Genomic DNA, 18,172 nt, shown 5'->3' with positions numbered 1-18,172 from the left:
ATGGAACTTTACAAAACCTTTATTTGATAACATTACTACTTTGACGGTTCAGGAGGGATTGTTATAAAACCATTGGTCATAATAGCAGCATTACTACTCGTTACAGGTTGTTCAAGTAATAATTCGACTAACAATCAAATGAATGCTAAACAAATGAAGCTTGAAACTCATGCTCCTAATGCTGCTTCAACGTCATAACTCAAGCATCATCCATTTCTACTGCGGGTGCAGGGAAATCACCGATTACGATTAAACAAGCACCCAATGACGCTTCGAATTGGCTGGATTGGTTCCAAGGCAACTATGCACCGGCAGAAAGCCCAGCGAATCAAGCCGTAAATCCGCAACAGTCCGCCAATCCTCAACAGTCCGTAAATCCATCCCAATCTGCTCAGCAAGTCTTGGATCTGGTGAATCAAGAAAGAACGAAAGCAGGCTTGAATTCCATTAGCTTGAACAGCAGTCTCTCGAAAGTAGCGATGGCTAAGGCTCAGGATATGTACAACAATAATTATTTTGATCATCAGTCTCCGACTTATGGATCCCCGTTTGATATGATGACTGCATTCGGTGTCACATATAACTCTGCAGGGGAAAACATCGCCAAAGGCCAGACGAGCCCGACGGAAGTGATGAACCAATGGATGAGCAGTCCTGGCCATCGTGCCAACATCCTGAATAGCAGCTACACCCAAATCGGGATAGCTTACTATAATGGTGAGTGGGTTCAGGAATTTATAGGATAGTAGGTCAAGGACTTCAAAAAAGAGTATCAAATCCCACAAAAGGTGTCTGCAGAAGTTTTGGAGGATATTACGGAGTGGATATTGACCAAATAATAAAAAGATACCCGTTTATCTCATCGTCTGTCGGTTCCGGTCGATGAAGGCGGGACGGAATATTTTCTGCTGATCCATCAGGCGAGAACCTCAGATGGAGTGCCTGAACTGTGTTTTAATTATGGTAACGGAAAACGGCCCCCCTTTAAAATATAAACCTTAGACCCTCAGCCCGTTGCTGTGGGTCACTTTTTTTTCTATTCAAACTAAATGGCAGAAGAGTGCCAAAAGAATCAAAGGAATAATCCAATATATGGTATTTGTGAATGGCATGAGGTTTAAATGATATTTTGGGAGGATACGATATGAAAAAAATGTATTTATTACTTATGTTAATCTTAATTACATCAATTTCAATTGGTTGTACTGCTACTAAAAATGTCGATGCTCAAATCAGCCAAATAAGTTTATGTGGCACTTTTTGGGGACAACAGAAGAATATCATCAAATCGATTGGCGATGCACCTTGGGTGGGGCTAGAACACTTCAAGGTATTTTGGGAAGACGATAATCTGGGCTATGTGATTTGTTGATGTCTTCCTTCGTCAACCTCATTCTGTCAGGGGTAATGTCATTCTCGCTTGTTCGAACCAGTTTACCAGCCTGGCAGGCAAGCCGATCCGAAGCTCATTTGAAAACAGTTGATCCATCTTATAGTAGTGCCTCTCCGCATCTTTGTGCCGTCCGGTTGCTGTATAAAGCTTTATCAGCGCAAGTCCGTCTTCTTCGTTATACGGGTCCGCATCCTGAAGCCGTTCGTACATAGCCAGCGCTTCCTTTCGCATCCCAGCTTTATCATAGAATCTGGCTAACGAACGGGCGTGCTGATACCACAGCTTTCGTAGTCTTTCACGTTCGTTCTCCGCCCACCAATAACCGTGCTCCTGAAAATAGTTTCCTTCATAAAGTTCAAGCAACTGCCGCAGCTCGGAGTGACTATCGACCCAATTTCCTCCGCTCGCCTGCCGCAAACCATTTTCCCATTCATCCACGTCAATCCGAATGCGGCTTGTGTCGAGCATGTAGCCTTCTTGAATCGTCAGATTGCGGATGGGGGCATCGATACCCATTTGCTTCAAGCACTGTCTAATGTGATAAATCGATGTATACAATTGACTCGTCGCCTGTTTCGCGTCAAGCTCCGGCCACAGCAGTTCCAGAAGCGTTTCCTTTGGGACAATATTGCCGCGATGGTGCAGCAGATAAATAAACAGCTCCTGCGTTTTTGACGTCCGCCATTTCGGAATTTCCGTAGACCCGCCGCTGCGTTGAAAACGGAGAGACCGAAAACAGAGAATGCGGGAAGGCACCGTTGACGTGATATCCTCTTGTTTATGCAATCTTTTTTGCATCAGTCGCTTTATCGTTTGATCCAAACGGGCTTGATGCAACGGCTTAAGCAAATAATCGACCGCATTCAGATCGAACGCTTGGACAGCATATTCGTTATATGCCGTTACAAACACAATATCGACTCCCGGATAAGCCTCCTGTGCCAGCTTAACCGCATCGATTCCCGATAGTTCCGGCAAGTGAATATCGAAAAATATGACGTCCGGCTGAAGTTCCGGCATCCGCACAATAGCCTCTCGCGCATTCTGAAACGAGCCGACCACCGAAATCCCGGAATATCCTGATAGCAATCGCCGAATTTGATTTAGCACCAATGCTTCGTCATCCACCAATATGATTTTCATGTATTTTACGCTCCATAAAATGTATGCATTTTTTCAGTACGATTTGATCTGCTATACCGATATTATCGGCATTTGGCCTATGGATGATAAGAGCTTGTCTGAAACAAATCGCTCTGCCGTGGAAAAAACTTGTGGAGATTTTGCATTTTTTTGAGTTTGGCGACTATGATGGCACATAGTTTTCGTAGATAGGCTTCGAACTGGGAAAGCAATTGTCGCAGAAATTCCTCCGCGATGGCTGCTTTTTCTTTCAGCCATTTCTTCGCTTCTACCGTATCGGTCTCCTTGTCTTGATAATAATTCATTAAGCTGTTTTGATATCAGCGGAATAGCTTCATTATTGCAGATTTTTTCCTTTTGCTGAATCAGCACGTAATGCTTGATGTAATCCCGGTGTAATGTAGAGATCTTGTATAGTTCCTTTTGTTATGATCACAGATGTCGAATGGATATGAATTTTATCGAAATACGGGGATCAAGGTATTTTGATTCCTTATGGAACAGGAGTGGAACTAGTATGAGAGATAAATAACATAAGAACAATCGTTTTACAGCATGCAGGGTACAAATGAGAGCAGAGACGCTTGAGTTAGAAGCAGTAGACATTTTTTTAGGAGAAAGGAGAAAACCTGCTTGACGGAAGGAACTCTGCGAATATGGAATTTCTATAGGCTTTCGTTAGCAGGAACACACAAAATATGAAACTAAGAAATCGAAGAATGTTATCTCTATTATTGGCTATCGTTATGGTATTGACGATGATGCCTTTTTATCCATTAGAAGTAAGAGCAACGGCAACACCAACGCTTGACCTCGGTACTCCGGTTAGATTGTCCACAACAACTTATCAGCTATCAAATGCTGTATTTGGAGGATCAGGTGTCGTTGATGCAGGGGGCGGATACTTTACTGTAGCTGTAAGCAATGGCTCAATTGCTGTTGTAACGCCTCCAGGCGGTATTGCCGAGATGACTAATGGTGTGAAAATTGGCACCATTAAGACTGACCAATCTACACTTACGAATAGAGTGTTCAATTTTTCAAGCACTAATACTTATGAAGATATTCAAACTGTTATTCGAAATCTGACATTTACACAAGTTTCAGAAACCCCGACTGTCACGGTAAATGTAACTCCAGGGACGCCATTGGCCGATGGAAAAACATCTGTGCGCACTTACGAGGGACGCCATTTTGTATATGTGGCAACACAGAGTACTATGACTTTTTATGATGCAGTGACTACTGCAACGAACAAAAACGGACATCTTGTAGAGCCAGCAGCAAATAATCCTGGAGAAATGCTTGCGATTGCTAGTATGTTTAAGGAATTTAAGAGCCCCTTTACAGCAAAACCAGGCTGGAACTTTATAAGCTTTATTGGCGCTACTAAAACTTACAAACCTAATTGGAACATTTCTACTGGTACCACAGTAAGGTATGTATCAACGGGTTACCAAACAGGTCTTGATTCAACCACTCTTCCTACTAAATATATGGAAAATGGACCCTACGACCATCTTACACTTCTGTTAAACGATGGTAACACTGATATAGGTTATTTAGGCGTAAGTAATGTACACGGTAGTGGCACATATAGAGATCCGGGAGTTATAGTCGAGTATAATCCCGGTGTAATTAGCAATATCATTACTGCCACAAAAGTTGTTCCAAGTGTTTCGGGCGGCGGCGGGATCAAGAGTGTAACAACAGCCGTTTATAAGAGTGTAACAGCTTCCGTGTATAACGGTTCCAGCACAATAACGGCAACTCCTCTCGATGCAAGTACGGTTATGACTGTTACATATGCAAACGGGGACCCCGTTACAGGACTTAGAGCATTTGACCAAAACGGCAATGAAATTACTGCCGGCGTAAACGGTTGGTATCCAAGCAATGGAAGCCCAATTGTATTTCTGCCTTTATTGCCGGGGGGAACTTACAAAGTAGCTGCTACATCGACATTCGATGCAGGTGCAGTAACTCCAAGAACGACTACTGAGACACAAAGTATTACATTGCCGATAGTAGGTAATAACGTTGCAGTAGGAAAAGATTCGGGACATCCCGGTCAAACGACAATTACGGTAAATCCATCATCAACTCTGGTTAAATATGCTATAGCCGATGAGAATGGTAATGTGGTAAGTGGTTGGAAAACAGGCACCGGTTCAGATATAACTTTTGATAACCTTAATCCGGGTACGCGCTATCAAATTGTGGCGATTCCTGCCGGTACGACCGATCCGCTTCCTTCAACAGGCGTAATTGGCACACCAGTTACAACGCCAGTTGGGCCAGTTGCGCCAGTGGATGCAAAAAATATCTTGAGAATGCCAACAAGTACCGCAGGCAGCGATCTGATTCAGATTAACAATACTGCACCTGCAATCCAGTACGCCCTTGTAGATAAGAGTACAGGCAAATATGTTGATGTACACGGTAATCTGTCTACTGAACCTGTTTGGATAAGCGGAAACGGAAGCACATTAACCTTCCAACCTGTTGATGCTGCGAAAACTTATCAAGTGCTCGCACAGCCAATACCGGCAGCAGGTGAGACTTCACCGATGCCAACAAGCGGAACGGATGTACTTCCATATCGTACAACAAAGCTGTCTGGCGGAATGATGTATGAAGATACAACCTATCCTACCCAAGCAATAATCACTGTGGCTGGCGTTACAGGCAATGTATCTCAATATACTGGCAAATACGTTGTAAACGGTGTACCGGTAGGGGTGTATCCAGCAAGCGTCACGATTGCCAACCCTGATAAAGCATCACTCAACGCAACATTTACGGCAATTGCTACGGTAGATGACCAAGGCAACGTCACATTTGGACTATTTACGCCAACTCCTGGGACGCCTGCGGGAATGAGCCTTACAAGTGATGCAAAGGGAACCATTATTGTGCATCCTTCTACCGCTGTTTCACAGGTAGCCAGCGATATGGTAGCTGCTATTAATACGAATACTTTAGATGCTTTAAAAGCAGCGCATGATGAATTTACTGCTCTCACACCGGAAGAACAATTGCAAATAAGCAGGGCAACAGTTGAGAATGTATCCAATGCGATATTAAAGTTGCTGCAAGCTTCCTTAAAGACTAGCAGTGCCGTAAGCGGTGTAGTAGACCCTTCAACTACCAAAAATCAATTGGATAATCAAATGGGTATGCTGCTGACGTCCCAAGATATTGCAAAAGTTCTGAACGGTCAATCTTTGAATGTCACTCTTAATCTGAATGCAACGGATGTGTCTACTAGCACAACCCAAAGCGTATACGACGATAAAGGCTTGATATTAACCCTCATTGCCCCGAGTGCGAGCGGCATTGGATCTATGTATGATATTAACATTACTAAAAAAGTAGATGTAGTAGACAGCAGCGGTGCAGTTACCGATGCAGGCACTTTACAGCCTGTTCGTGTAGTTCCGGAACCTATTAAAATTATACTACCCGTTCCAACAAACTTATTGGGCTATAAGTATTTTGCTATTGTGAGAGTTCATAATGGCCGTGCGGAATTCATACCGTGCTCAGTTAATGGAACAACCGTAACGTTCTCCTCAACTAAGTTTTCGACGTATGCGTTGGTTTACTCAAATCAAATGATATTTGCGGATAACTTGCCGGGCACAGGCCCTTCACTGCCATCAACGAATGACGGAGGAGGAAGCGGAGGCGGAGGCGGAGGTGGCTTCGTCGGTTCCACTGTCACGATTGATAATGGGACAGGCGGAAAAGTTACTGTAGACAATAATAGCGCTACAGCCGGTACTAAAGTGACCATTACTGTTACACCTGATGCCGGATATTTATTGGACAAGTTAACGATTACAGATGATAAAGGTAATGTAATCAACTATACGGACAATGGTAACGGTACTTACACGTATATCCAACCAAATGGGACAGTTAAGATTAAGGCTGTGTTCAAAGTTTTAGACAAGGCGCCGGCGCCAGCTACCGATACGGGAGTATTCAAGTTGCTTAATACTAAGAATCACTTTGCATACTTAAGCGGCTATGAAGATGGAACCTTTAGATCGGATACTTCTGTAACCCGTGCTGAAGTAGCTCAGATGTTCTATAATCTTCTGAAAAATCAGGATGTAAATACTTCGGAAATGCACTTTGCTGATGTACCTGGAAATGCTTGGTATGCAAAAGCTGTAAACACCTTAGCTAGCCTTGGTATTATTAAAGGCTATGAAGATGGCACCTTTGCGCCAAATAAGGCTATCACTCGTGCAGAGTTTACAATCATAGCAGTAGGCTTTTCGAATAATGCTGCAGGCTATAAGAGCTTTACAGATGTATCGAAAACCCATTGGGCATATTCCAGCGTAGCAACTTCAGCGGAATATGGATGGGTAAATGGTTATCCGGACGGCACCTTTGGACCGGATAAAACCATCACTCGTGCAGAGACTGCTACGATTGTAAACAGAATGCTCAATCGTCAGCCTGACAAGAAAGCCATCGATGCGTCTACCGACGTCAAAGTTTTCAAAGACCTTTCAAGCGGCAACTGGGCATACTATGACATCATGGAAACAACCAATGCCCATCAATACAAAAAATCAAACGGTATGGAAATTTGGGTACCGTAACACAATACCGTTGATAAGAAAGCTTAAAAAAATTGAGTAGGCCATCGTTCAGCGGATGCTGATCAAGGCCAATCTGATCGATAACCGAAATTCCTAGTAGAACGAATGTGATTTGATGTGGGGCTGTCCTGAGGCGAATACGAAGCTGAAGGACGGCTCTTCTTTGCAATCAGGAACACACATATATCCGATTGCGGCAGAAGGAATTCACACTGTTTTTGTCGAAAATATGAACTCCAGCATTTGCAAGCAGATGATGGAGTTGCTCGGCGAAATGTTGGGAGTGAGCTCTTTATGATACGGATAAAAAACAAAACCGTCCTGAAATATGCTACGATGTTCATCCTGTTTCTTTCCATACTTCTCGGCCTCCGATGGCTTTGGTCAGGGATTTTTCCTACACATGAACATCCTGCTGCGGTTCAAGGCGTGCTCGATTTGCGCGGTTGGGACTTCGCGCAATCCCATTCCATTACGCTGAATGGCGAGTGGGAGTTTTATCCGGAAGTGTTCATCACGCATAAAGACAAGGGCCTGCAATCTCTTGACAAGCGTTATATTCAGGTTCCGGGAGATTGGCGAAGCGCTTTGCCGTCCGGGTCAAAGTCATCTTTCGGATACGGGACATATCGGCTGCGCATTCTTGTCGATCCTATGCCGCTACAGTCTTTCGAATTCTGGATTCAGGAAATTCAAGCCTCTTCAGCTGTTGAATTCAACGGTCAGATAGCAGGAGTCGGCCAACCGGCAGAACAAGCGAATACGTATAAGCCCAACCGGATTTCTTATGCCCCGCGCTATCAGGCAACCGGTGTGGGGGAGATCGAGCTGCTTGTACGCGCGGCCAATTTCGAGCATCCGTTTAATGGCGGCATTGTCAGGGCCATCCGCTTCGGGTCGGAAGCGGCCATCGAAACCGAACGCTCAAGCTCCATTAGCTTTCAGGTTGTGACATTCGTGGTACTGATGCTGCATGGCTTGTACTCCATAATTTTATATTTTTTCAATCGGCAAAAATCGCTTCTTGTCTTCTTCATGCTGCTTCTGTCCTCCGGTCTTACGATTGTGTCCGATCACGACAGCCTGCTGCTGACATGGATGCCTTTCATCAGCTACGCATGGGCGCTGAAAATAAAGGTGCTCTCGTACCTGTCGTTTTCCTTTTTTTTCCTGATTATGATCGGAATATTTGCCAAGATCCGAACAAACACCGGATTGTTCCGTACGTACGCCGGCGCTTTCGCTTTATATTGGGGATTTGTGGCGGCCATGCCGCCGCTGCTCATTTACTATTCGATCGGCGCTAATATATTCACGCTGATTAGTTGGTTCCCATGGGCCTGGATTGTCTATCTCGTCGGCAAAATGATAGCCAGAAATCAGCCCGGCGCCATCTTTCTGGTGCTTGCCGCCACGAGCATCTTATCCAGCTCCGTCTGGGGAGCGTTTAATAATAGCTCGGAAGTAACGAGCGTCTACTACCCAGTTGACGTGCTGGCAGCTATCATTTGTTTTTCCGCTTACTGGTTTAAGCAGTATTTTCGCAATTCCGAAGAAAACGTTAAGTTGAACGAGCAGTTAAGAATGGAGGACAAGAGGAAGGACGATTTTCTGGCGAACACATCCCACGAATTGCGAAATCCGCTGCACGGAATGCTGAATATAGCTCAAACCGTCCTCGACAGCGAAAAACATTCGCTGAGCGATAAGAACGTCAAAAATTTGGAGTTGATGATTACTGTCGGTCGACGCATGTCGTTTTTGTTAAATGACTTGCTTGATATGACGCGTCTCAAGGAGGGCAACGTGTATCTGCACAAAACAAGCATTCAGATTCAAGCGGTCGCTTCCGGCGTGTTCGACATGCTTCGTTTCATGACCGACGGCAAGCCGGTTCGGTTCGTCAACGCGATTCCAGATACGTTCCCTCGTATGATGGCCGACGAAAATCGGCTTATTCAAATTTTGTTCAATCTGGTCCACAATGCGATCAAATTTACAAATGAAGGGACTATCACCATCCAGGCAGCCGTTAAGGGTGGGAAGGCGTACATTAGCGTTGTGGATACGGGAGTCGGAATGGACGCGGAAACGATGCAAACCATTTTTAAGCCGTATGAACAAGGCGATTCCGACATGACGGCGGCTCCCGGCGGTGGAATCGGCTTGGGTCTCAGCATTTGTAAGCAGTTGGTGGAGCTGCACGGCGAAGCGCTGGAAGTCAGCTCTACCCCCGGTGAAGGTGCGATATTCACGTTTGCTTTGGCGCTGTCCGATTCGTCCGCTCAACCTCGAACGGAAATGGACGCTGCGTCGGCTCTGTTGCCCACTTATATGGAAACAGGCGCTGCCGGCTCGAACGATCAATACGTTGCAGATACCAATGCGCGAAGTTCCGGCGCAACGGATAGACCGGCGATATTAGCAGTGGATGATGACCCGATTAACTTGAAAATATTAGTGGATATTTTGAATCCGAAATATTTCGATATCGTTGCGGTTACGGGCGGCAAAGATGCATTGTCGCTTCTGAAAACAAGAGAGTGGGATCTGGTTATTGCAGACGTCATGATGCCCCACATGTCGGGATACGAGTTAACGCGCACGATCCGCGAGCGCTACTCGAGCTCGGAGCTGCCCATTCTGCTTCTGACCGCGCGCAACAAGTCTGAAGATATTGCCGCAGGATTTTTGGCGGGCGCCAACGATTATGTTGTAAAACCTGCGGATACAATGGAATTAACGGCTCGGGTACGGGCATTAACCGATGTTCAGCGTTCCGTTCGCGAACGGTTGCGTATGGAAGCGGCATGGCTTCAAGCACAAATACAGCCGCACTTTTTGTTCAACGCGCTCAATGCGATAGCGGCACTAAGCGACATCAATCTGAACAGAATGCGCCTTTTGCTCGATGAATTCAGCAAATATTTGCGGGCAAGCTTCAATTTCCAAAATTCTGAGCGGCTTGTTACGCTAGATCAAGAACTTGCTCTAGTCCGTTCTTATTTGTATATCGAGAAAGAACGTTTCGATGGCAATCTGGATATTGTTTGGGAAATCGATGCGAGCATGAAGCTGATGATTCCCCCACTTTCCATTGAGCCGCTCGTGGAAAACGCAGTACGGCATGGTATAACAAGCCGTTCGTCGGGAGGAAAGATCCTTATTCAAATCACTGAATATGAAGAGCATGCAGAAGTGATCATTGCCGATAACGGCGTGGGGATGGATGAAAGAAAGCGACAGCAAATATTTGAAAGAAGTTCGGATAGCAGGCAGGGAGTTGGTCTGTTCAATGTCGATCGACGGCTGAAACAAATTTATGGGAATGGATTGCAAATCCATAGCTTTCCAGATCAAGGTACGACTGTTTCTTTTGTCGTGGCAAAGTGATCAGTTACAGAACCAAAGGTAATCGCAGAAATACCGCTAGCTGATAGCGTGAATAAAAAAAAGATAATATCAGTCAAACTTTGAATAGCGTCAGCCACCTTGATAGGTGGTGTTTTATTTTCGATAATAGATTGTGCTAGATTGCTGAACTAACGCAGAAAGTTAGCTGAGTAAAGACACCACGGCAGCCGGTCATGATGATTGGCTGCCTTTTCCACGCTAACGGGTGGTAATATAACTTCCAATTAATGGAATTTCATGAAGTTTAATGACGAAGAAGTAAAGGAGGGATTTAGTGGGAAAACCTAAATTGCTTACACCTATAATGGTGGGAATTCGCTAGCAGCACACTTTGAAATGAAATACTTGATTTGCTTTGTATGGGGAATACCTTTCTTCCAGTTATTTTTGAATGAGGCATTTGTTAATACATAAATGACAAACTAGGTTAGAGAATTAAAGGGAAAGACGTTATGACAATTAACAGGGAGCAGTTGCCGTGGCAACTGTTCTCTGTTTTTTATTCAAATAACAAGGCTGAATAATTTTACCTATATGTGGGAAAATTTAATTGACGACTTAGGGATGAGGTGTAAGGATGGGGACGATCCGGAGATGGTTAAATGGGAAAAAGACAATTCCAATCAATAAATCTTCCGATCTTCTTAATCAGCCGATTTCAGGAATCCTTGAAAATAACTTAGTTACTCTACAAGCTATATTTAGTCATGCACCAGATTTTGTTACTCGTCAGTTTCAATTAAGAACAGGGGACAAAGCAATCCTTGTTTATTTGGAAGGGCTCGTTGATAAATCAGCGATCAATAATAATATCTTAACCCCGCTCATTTATGAAGTCGATTCGGTTAACGATATTTGGAACTCTTCCATTACGATTGCAAAAACAGAAATTGTAACCTTATGGGCAGATATTGAAGACTCGATTTTCCAAGGCAAAAGCATCCTGTTGATTGATGGACAAATGCGTTCGCTTGTTATGAATACACAAGGGTGGCCTCAAAGGTCTATTAAAGAGCCGCAAATCGAATCGACGTTAAAGGGGTCGCATCAAGGATTTGTGGAGACGTCCGGGCAGAACATTGCGCTTATTCGTCGTTATCTTCCTAATCGTGAGCTGAAAATCAAAGAATATACCATCGGGTCTCGGGGTAATACGAAAGTTTCTATAATGTATCTCGAAGATGTTGTACAACCTGATTTCGTCAAAGAAATGGAGGACCGTCTGCTGCAAGTTAAAGTGGATGCCATTTTAAATACGGGAGAATTGGCGGAATTTATCGAAGATCATCCGATAAGTCTGTTTCCACAGTTGATTCTGACGGAACGTCCGGATTCTGCTGCCGCCCATATTCTGCAAGGTAGAATGGTAGTTGTTGTCGACCATTCACCTAGTGTGATCATTGCTCCTGTAACCTTTTCGGCATTTTTTCAAAGTGTCGATGATTACAGCAATCGCTGGATCATAGCCTCTTTTCTACGTTTATTACGCTACTTAGCCTTAGTTACGACGATCTCTTTATCGGCTGTATATATAGCCATTGTTTCGTTTCATTATGAAGTACTTCCTTTGGATTTGTTGATATCGATTGGGGGATCCAGAGCAAAAGTACCGTTCCCACCAATTATAGAGGCGCTTCTAATGGAACTAGCCCTAGAGATGTTAAGGGAAGCAGGGTTACGCCTTCCAGGTCCTATTGGACAAACAATAGGTGTCGTGGGAGGCATTGTCATCGGTCAGGCGGCGGTCCAAGCGGGAATTGTAAGTAATATTATGGTGATTATCGTTGCCATTACAGCGATTTCCTCTTTTATTATCCCTGATTACGATATGTCATCCTCTCTACGGTTGCTCCGCTTTCCAATGATGCTTATGGCCGCTTTGTTCGGTATGGTGGGCATTGTGATAGGGCTTATGATTATTGGGGCTCACCTTATCTCAATAGAATCATTTGGAATATCCTATGGAAGTCCGATTGCTCCCATCCGACTGTCTGACTGGAAAGACGTGTGGATTAGAGTACCCATGTGGAAAATGAAAAAACGCCCGCTCTCGGCTGATCCAACTCAACTAATAAGACAGGGGGTAAATAGAGAAGGTGAGGATCAACCATGAATAAATACTCGGTTAATCGACTCTCATTGATACAATACATCTTTATTATATTTGAAACTCAAGTTGGAATCGGTGTCTTATCCCTTCCCCGCGATTTAGTTAAAACAGCTGGTTCCGACGGATGGATATCCATTTTGTTGGGTTGGATTTTGTCTATGCTGTTTAGCTTAGTCGTCATTAAAATTATGGAGAAGAATGCCGGATATACGTTTTTGGAACTTTTATCTAAATACTTTGGCAAGTGGGTGGGTAAAAGTTTATCAATTCTTTGGATTTTGTATACGGCATATGCAGCAAGCGTGGTCATGTTTTCAACGATCCATATCATAAAGATATGGATCGTACCCGATATGCGGGACTTCATCTTGATGATCCTGTTTATCATTCCTATCTATATGATTACGAAGCAGGGAATAAGGGTAATCGGACTCTTTGCTGAGTTCGTTTTTCTTATCTCTGTATGGATGCCCTTCTTGTTATTGTTAACATTAAAGTCAACCCATTGGCTATACCTACTTCCAATCGCAAAAGACGGCTTGTTTCCCATACTGTCTACAGCAAAATCAACAATCCTGTCTTTCCTCGGGTTTGAACTGGCATTCATTTTATATCCGTTTCTAAAGGACAAGAAATCCGCGTCCAAAGGAATTGTGATTGCAAACTCATTATCCATGATTATATTTTTAATGGTGACAGTCATTACTTTGGTTAAGTTTTCTCCAGAAGAGATTAAAGATTATGTTTATCCCACGCTCAACTTGTTGAAGCTCATCCGATTGCCGTTTTTAGAACGGTTGGAGATCACTTTTCTTGCCTTTTATTTGTTTACATTATTTATGACAATCATTCCCTACCTCTACACTGCAGTGCTGGGAGCAAGTCAATTAGTTGGCAAGCAGGATCATCGAAATGTTTTAAGAATACTCATATGCCTATGGATCCTCTTGTCATTCTTTTTCCTCCCTTCTTCTTCTCAAGTAACTCAAATGGGTAAATCGTGGGGGATGCTAGGTATATATTGCGCTTATGGGTTTCCTATTTTCCTTTGGATCTACGGATGGCTTTTTCATCACGTTAGAAAGGGACAGAAACAATGAAGAAATGGAAGGCTAGTTGCTTAATTTGGGCAGCTTTATTATTAATAACCGGGTGCGGCAAGGCAGTTTATATAGAGACTCAAAGGTTTATTCTTACTCATGCTATAGAACTTAATGATGAAAAGAAGTTGGTCATGTATACATCAAGTTCAGTCTTCAGTAGAGATGCAAAGGAGAGATATAAAATCACAACCACAACAGTGGATACGATGCGAGAATCGAAGTACAAACTAGAGTCGAAAATAAACGGTAATATTGCATCTGGGAAATTGCAAAGTATTCTTATAGGAAAAAACATGCTGCAGCAAACAAATGTGCTATCTTACTTGGATGTCCTCTTTCGCGATCCGAAAAATGAAATTAATGCAAATGTAATTGTAGTTGATGGATCTGTGAAAGAGGTTATGTATATGAAAATGAGCGATAAAGGCGAATTGGGAGGCGTGATCAAACAATTAGTAGAAAGTACATATAAAGGAAGAATTTCAGTGCTAACTACATTGCAGAAATTCCATCAACAAATGATGGATAGTGCAATAACGCCATGCTTAACTGAAATGAGAGCTGAGAAGAATGATCTCGTTATTTCTGGGACTACTCTTTTACATTTAGACGGTACCTATGCTACTTCTTTGAATAATCAAGAAAGTTCTCTACTGCTAGTATTGCAGCACAATATGAACAATCCCATACCGTTAACGTTTCACCTTCCTGCTGAGATTTTTCATACGGATGAAGAAATGTCTTATGCGAGTATTAATATTAGAAAGGCAAAGGCTAACTTCAAGACAAAATTCGAAGAAAACCATCTTACAATTGATATCCAGATGAAGGTTCAGATCGAGCTAATGGAACGCATGTTTACCTTAGACATGGAGAAACAGAGTAAACTGTTGGAACAAGCCATTGAACAAGAGCTGAAAAAACAATGTGATGCTTTAATTAAGAAAGCTCAAAAGCATCAAGTAGACCCCTTTGGTTTTGGGATTTATGTGAGGTCGCAAGACTACAAAAACTGGAAGAAGGTAGAGGATCACTGGGGAAAAGCCCTATCTGAAGCAACAGTAAATTTTACTCCTAAAGTTGCCATCAAAAGTACCGGAGTTTCCGAATAAAGTTAAGCAAAGCGAAGAGGGGCGGGTTAACCAATGAATAAATATTCGTTTAATCAAATCTCATTGAAACAATACATTCTTATTATATTTGGAGCCCAAGTGGGGATCGGAGAACTTTCCCTTCCCCACGATTTAGCTAAAACTGCCGGTACCGATGGATGGATATCCATTTTGTTAGGTTGGATTTTATCTATTCTTCTCAGCTTAGTCATTATAAACATTATGGAGAAAACCCCCGAATATACGTTATTCGAGCTTTTATCTAAATACTTTGGCAAATGGGTGGGCAAAAGTTTATTTGTTCTTTGGATACTATACGCGGTATATGGAGCAAGCGTTGTCATGTTTTCAACGATTCATATCATAAAGATATGGGTCGTGCCGGATATACGTAACTTCATCTTGATGATCCTGTTTATCATTCCAATCTATATGATCACCAAGCATGGAATAAGAGTGATTGGACTCTTTGCTGAGTTTGTTTTTCTTATCACTTTGTGGATGCCTTTCTTGCTTCTATTGGCACTAAAGGATGGCCAATGGTTGTACCTTTTTCCACTCGGAAAAGAAGGCCTTTTTCCCATTCTGTCTACCGTAAAATCAACAATCTTTTCTTTCCTCGGATTTGAACTGGCTTTCATGCTATATCCGTTTCTAAAGGATAAGAAATCAGCGTACAAAGGAATTGTTATTGCAAACTCTTTATCCATGATTATATATTTAATAGTTACAGTAATCAGTTTTATCAAGTTTGCTCCAAAAGAGATCACTGAATACGTTTATCCCACGCTCAACTTATTTAAGGCCATCCGATTGCCCTTTTTGGAGCGATTTGAGATCATTTTTCTCTCCTTTTATTTGTTTACCTTAATTATGGCGATCATTCCTTACCTTTACACGGCTCTGTTGGGAGCAAGTCAATTATTCGGTAAGCAGGATCATCGAAATTTTTTGCGAATACTCTTGTTTCTATGGATCCTATTGTCATTCTTTTTCCTCCCTTCTTCTTCCCAAATTACTCAAATGGGCAAATTCTGGGGAATGGCAGGTTTATATAGCGCTTTCGTATTCCCTATTTTCCTTTGGATGTACGGATGGATTTTTCATTTCGTTAGAAAGGAACTGAAACAATGAAGAAATTTAATTATTTTTTTTTAGCATTGGCAGTTTTATTGTTTGTAACTGGCTGCGGTAAAGCCATTTATATAGAGAATCAACAGTTTGTTCTTACAGAGGCTATAGATTTCGATGAGAATAATGAGTTAGTCGTATACACAGCAACTCCGGTCTTCAGCAAAGAAGCCACAGATAAATATAAAATAACATCCACTAGGGCTAATACGATGCGCAAATCAAAAGGGTATATTGATAGTAAGACATCCGGAAGCCTTGCTTATGGAAAGTCGCAAAATGTGTTGATAGGAAAAAAGCTGCTGCAGAAACGAGATGCACTTCCTTATATGGATGTTCTCTTCCGAGATTCCCGAAATGAGATTAATGCAAATGTGATTGTGGTTGATGGGACCATTAAAGATGTCATGTATACGAACATGAGTGATAAAGGCCGAATCTCCAGCGTGATCAAACAACTGGTAGAAAGCTCGTATCAGAGTAGGATTACAGTGCAAACTACATTACAGAAATTCCATCAACAAATGATGGATAAAGGAATGACGCCTGCTTTAACTGAAATGAAAACAGAGAACGATGAACTCGTTATTTCAGGTACTGTTCTTTTACATAAAGACGGCACCTATGCGGCTTCTTTGAATAATCAAGAAAGTTCTCTGCTCCTATTATTGCAGCGCGATACGAAAAATGACATTCCGTTAACATTTCACTTTCCTCCTGATATGTTTCATACGGATGAGAAAATGTCTTTTGTGAGCTTCAATATTACAAAAGCAAAGCATAAGGTTAAAACACATTTCGAAAATGACCGTTTTACAATCGATATCGAGATGAAGGTTCAGATCGATTTGACGGAGCGCATGTTTACCCTAGACTTAGAGAAGGAGAGAAAACAGCTGGAACAAGCTATTGAAATAGAGTTGAAAAAACAATGTGAGGCATTACTCAAGAATGCTCAAAAGTATCAGATTGATCCCTTTGGTTTTGGGATTTATGTGCGGGCACACGATTATAATAACTGGAAGAAGGTAGAGGATAACTGGGGGAAAGCGATTTCTCAAGCAAATATAAATGTTTCTCCTAAAGTTCTCATCAAAAGTATTGGGGTTTCTGAATAGTATTGAAACTGCAGACGCTGTACTGTTAGGTGCAATTAGTGGGCAATGTGTATATATAGAAAAATAAGCTTACTTGAGGAGGCATTTTCCGTTAAGTCCGTGGTCCCCCGCCGTATCTTTATTCACACCTTATAAATCTTTAGGAGGAAGAATATGAATATTTTAATCAGAGAACTAATGGCTGGGGACGATGACGGGGGTACAAACCTTGATGATAGCTTTATCTCTACAGAGGCCTAGATAAACAAAGCGATGAAATCGCGATTTATTGGTATCAGATGCTTGAATAATAAGTGATTAACTCCCCAACATTGTTACAGGACAAGAATATATACCTTTAAGAAGTCGCCATATCGGCGGCTTTTTAAAAATATAAGAGTTTATATGTTTTGGAGTGAACGCGGAGTTACTCCAGCCGCCTTGTGCGAATAGAGGGAGGGAACTACAGTCCGCTATTCTAGCCAAAAGTATCCATATCGCGGGGGTTAGGGAACTACAGTCCGCTATTTTGTTGTTTCAAGGCAAATTCAGCGTTTTTCGTGAAAATAAGACCCTGTAGTTCCGCTAATACCCCAGCATCCCTACTATTTGCCTATATAGCGTCCTCTAGTTCCCTTAACGGGTTTTGTCGCTACTAAGAGGCTGATCTCTCAGGGCGGCGAAGCCGTTTTTCTTAACATATAAGAATTTATATGTTTCGGGGTTTGGGGTGAGCGAAGCTTACCCCTTATTTAACATATAAGAATTTATATGTTTCGGGGTTTGGGGTGAGCGAAGCTTACCCCTTATTTAACATATAAGAATTTATATGTTTCGGGGTTTGGGGTGAGCGAAGCTTACCCCTTATTTAACATATAAGAATTTATATGTTTCGGGGTTTGGGGTGAGCGAAGCTTACCCCTTATTTAACATATAAGAATTTATATGTTTCGGGGTTTGGGGTGAGCGAAGCTTACCCCTTATTTAAACATATAAGAATTTATATGTTTCGGGGTTTGGGGTGAGCGAAGCTTACCCCTTATTTAA

10 protein-coding genes are annotated in these 18,172 nt (G+C 42.5%); 9 read left to right on the top strand and 1 reads right to left on the bottom strand.

Translation table 11 applies throughout. The annotated features are described in order from the left end of the window. The first annotated feature begins 410 nt into the window (after nt 1-410). On the top strand, nt 411-746 hold the full coding sequence (locus BC351_RS44530; protein ID WP_244209190.1) for a CAP domain-containing protein: 336 nt from the start codon (nt 411-413) through the stop codon (nt 744-746). Nucleotides 747-1,144: 398 nt separating this feature from the next. Next, a complete protein-coding gene (locus BC351_RS36955) occupies nt 1,145-1,372 on the top strand; it encodes a hypothetical protein (protein WP_079420603.1) in 228 nt (75 codons plus the stop codon). Nucleotides 1,373-1,390: 18 nt separating this feature from the next. Here the strand turns inward: BC351_RS36955 and BC351_RS36950 are convergent, their stop codons facing one another. Then, nucleotides 1,391-2,536: a response regulator gene (locus tag BC351_RS36950; RefSeq protein WP_079420601.1), complete on the bottom strand. Its 1,146-nt coding sequence runs from the start codon at nt 2,534-2,536 to the stop codon at nt 1,391-1,393. Nucleotides 2,537-3,234: 698 nt separating this feature from the next. Here BC351_RS36950 and BC351_RS36940 point away from each other — a divergent pair. The 7 genes from BC351_RS36940 (at nt 3,235) to BC351_RS36905 (ending at nt 17,146) form a co-directional block, all read left to right on the top strand. Beyond that, a complete protein-coding gene (locus BC351_RS36940; RefSeq protein ID WP_079420597.1) occupies nt 3,235-7,158 on the top strand; it encodes an S-layer homology domain-containing protein in 3,924 nt (1,307 codons plus the stop codon). Between the two features lie 294 nt (nt 7,159-7,452). Continuing rightward, complete coding sequence (locus BC351_RS36930; protein ID WP_079420593.1) at nt 7,453-10,551, top strand: hybrid sensor histidine kinase/response regulator; 3,099 nt, start codon at nt 7,453-7,455, stop codon at nt 10,549-10,551. 598 nt (nt 10,552-11,149) lie between these two features. Then, nucleotides 11,150-12,685 (top strand): spore germination protein, encoded by a 1,536-nt coding sequence (locus BC351_RS36925; protein ID WP_079420591.1) that lies wholly within the window; start codon nt 11,150-11,152, stop codon nt 12,683-12,685. Beyond that, nucleotides 12,682-13,782, top strand: a complete 1,101-nt coding sequence (locus BC351_RS36920) for a GerAB/ArcD/ProY family transporter (protein ID WP_079420589.1) — start codon at nt 12,682-12,684, stop codon at nt 13,780-13,782. Before BC351_RS36925 ends, BC351_RS36920 begins: the two co-directional genes overlap by 4 nt. Beyond that, nucleotides 13,779-14,897 carry a Ger(x)C family spore germination protein gene (locus tag BC351_RS36915; RefSeq protein ID WP_079420587.1) on the top strand — a complete coding sequence of 373 codons (1,119 nt, stop codon included), beginning with the start codon at nt 13,779-13,781 and terminating at the stop codon, nt 14,895-14,897. The genes BC351_RS36920 and BC351_RS36915 overlap by 4 nt, the downstream gene beginning before the upstream one ends. A 33-nt stretch (nt 14,898-14,930) precedes the next feature. Continuing rightward, a complete protein-coding gene (locus tag BC351_RS36910; protein ID WP_079420585.1) occupies nt 14,931-16,031 on the top strand; it encodes a GerAB/ArcD/ProY family transporter in 1,101 nt (366 codons plus the stop codon). Next, nucleotides 16,028-17,146, top strand: a complete 1,119-nt coding sequence (locus tag BC351_RS36905; protein ID WP_079420583.1) for a Ger(x)C family spore germination protein — start codon at nt 16,028-16,030, stop codon at nt 17,144-17,146. The genes BC351_RS36910 and BC351_RS36905 overlap by 4 nt, the downstream gene beginning before the upstream one ends. The last annotated feature ends 1,026 nt before the right edge of the window (nt 17,147-18,172 follow it).

It is taken from the genome of Paenibacillus ferrarius (assembly GCF_002027705.1).
Taxonomy (GTDB): domain Bacteria; phylum Bacillota; class Bacilli; order Paenibacillales; family NBRC-103111; genus Paenibacillus_E; species Paenibacillus_E ferrarius.
The sequence above is the reverse complement of the archived record's forward strand: the minus strand, read 5'-3'. Positions and strand labels throughout refer to the sequence as shown.

What these genes read in the sequence shown, in the direction of transcription:
- BC351_RS36955 (WP_079420603.1), top strand. Translation starts at nt 1,145, where the DNA reads ATGAAAAAAATGTATTTATTACTTATGTTAATCTTAATTACATCAATT.
- BC351_RS36950 (WP_079420601.1), bottom strand. Translation starts at nt 2,536, where the DNA reads ATGAAAATCATATTGGTGGATGACGAAGCATTGGTGCTAAATCAAATT.
- BC351_RS36940 (WP_079420597.1), top strand. Translation starts at nt 3,235, where the DNA reads ATGAAACTAAGAAATCGAAGAATGTTATCTCTATTATTGGCTATCGTT.
- BC351_RS36930 (WP_079420593.1), top strand. Translation starts at nt 7,453, where the DNA reads ATGATACGGATAAAAAACAAAACCGTCCTGAAATATGCTACGATGTTC.
- BC351_RS36925 (WP_079420591.1), top strand. Translation starts at nt 11,150, where the DNA reads ATGGGGACGATCCGGAGATGGTTAAATGGGAAAAAGACAATTCCAATC.
- BC351_RS36920 (WP_079420589.1), top strand. Translation starts at nt 12,682, where the DNA reads ATGAATAAATACTCGGTTAATCGACTCTCATTGATACAATACATCTTT.
- BC351_RS36915 (WP_079420587.1), top strand. Translation starts at nt 13,779, where the DNA reads ATGAAGAAATGGAAGGCTAGTTGCTTAATTTGGGCAGCTTTATTATTA.
- BC351_RS36910 (WP_079420585.1), top strand. Translation starts at nt 14,931, where the DNA reads ATGAATAAATATTCGTTTAATCAAATCTCATTGAAACAATACATTCTT.
- BC351_RS36905 (WP_079420583.1), top strand. Translation starts at nt 16,028, where the DNA reads ATGAAGAAATTTAATTATTTTTTTTTAGCATTGGCAGTTTTATTGTTT.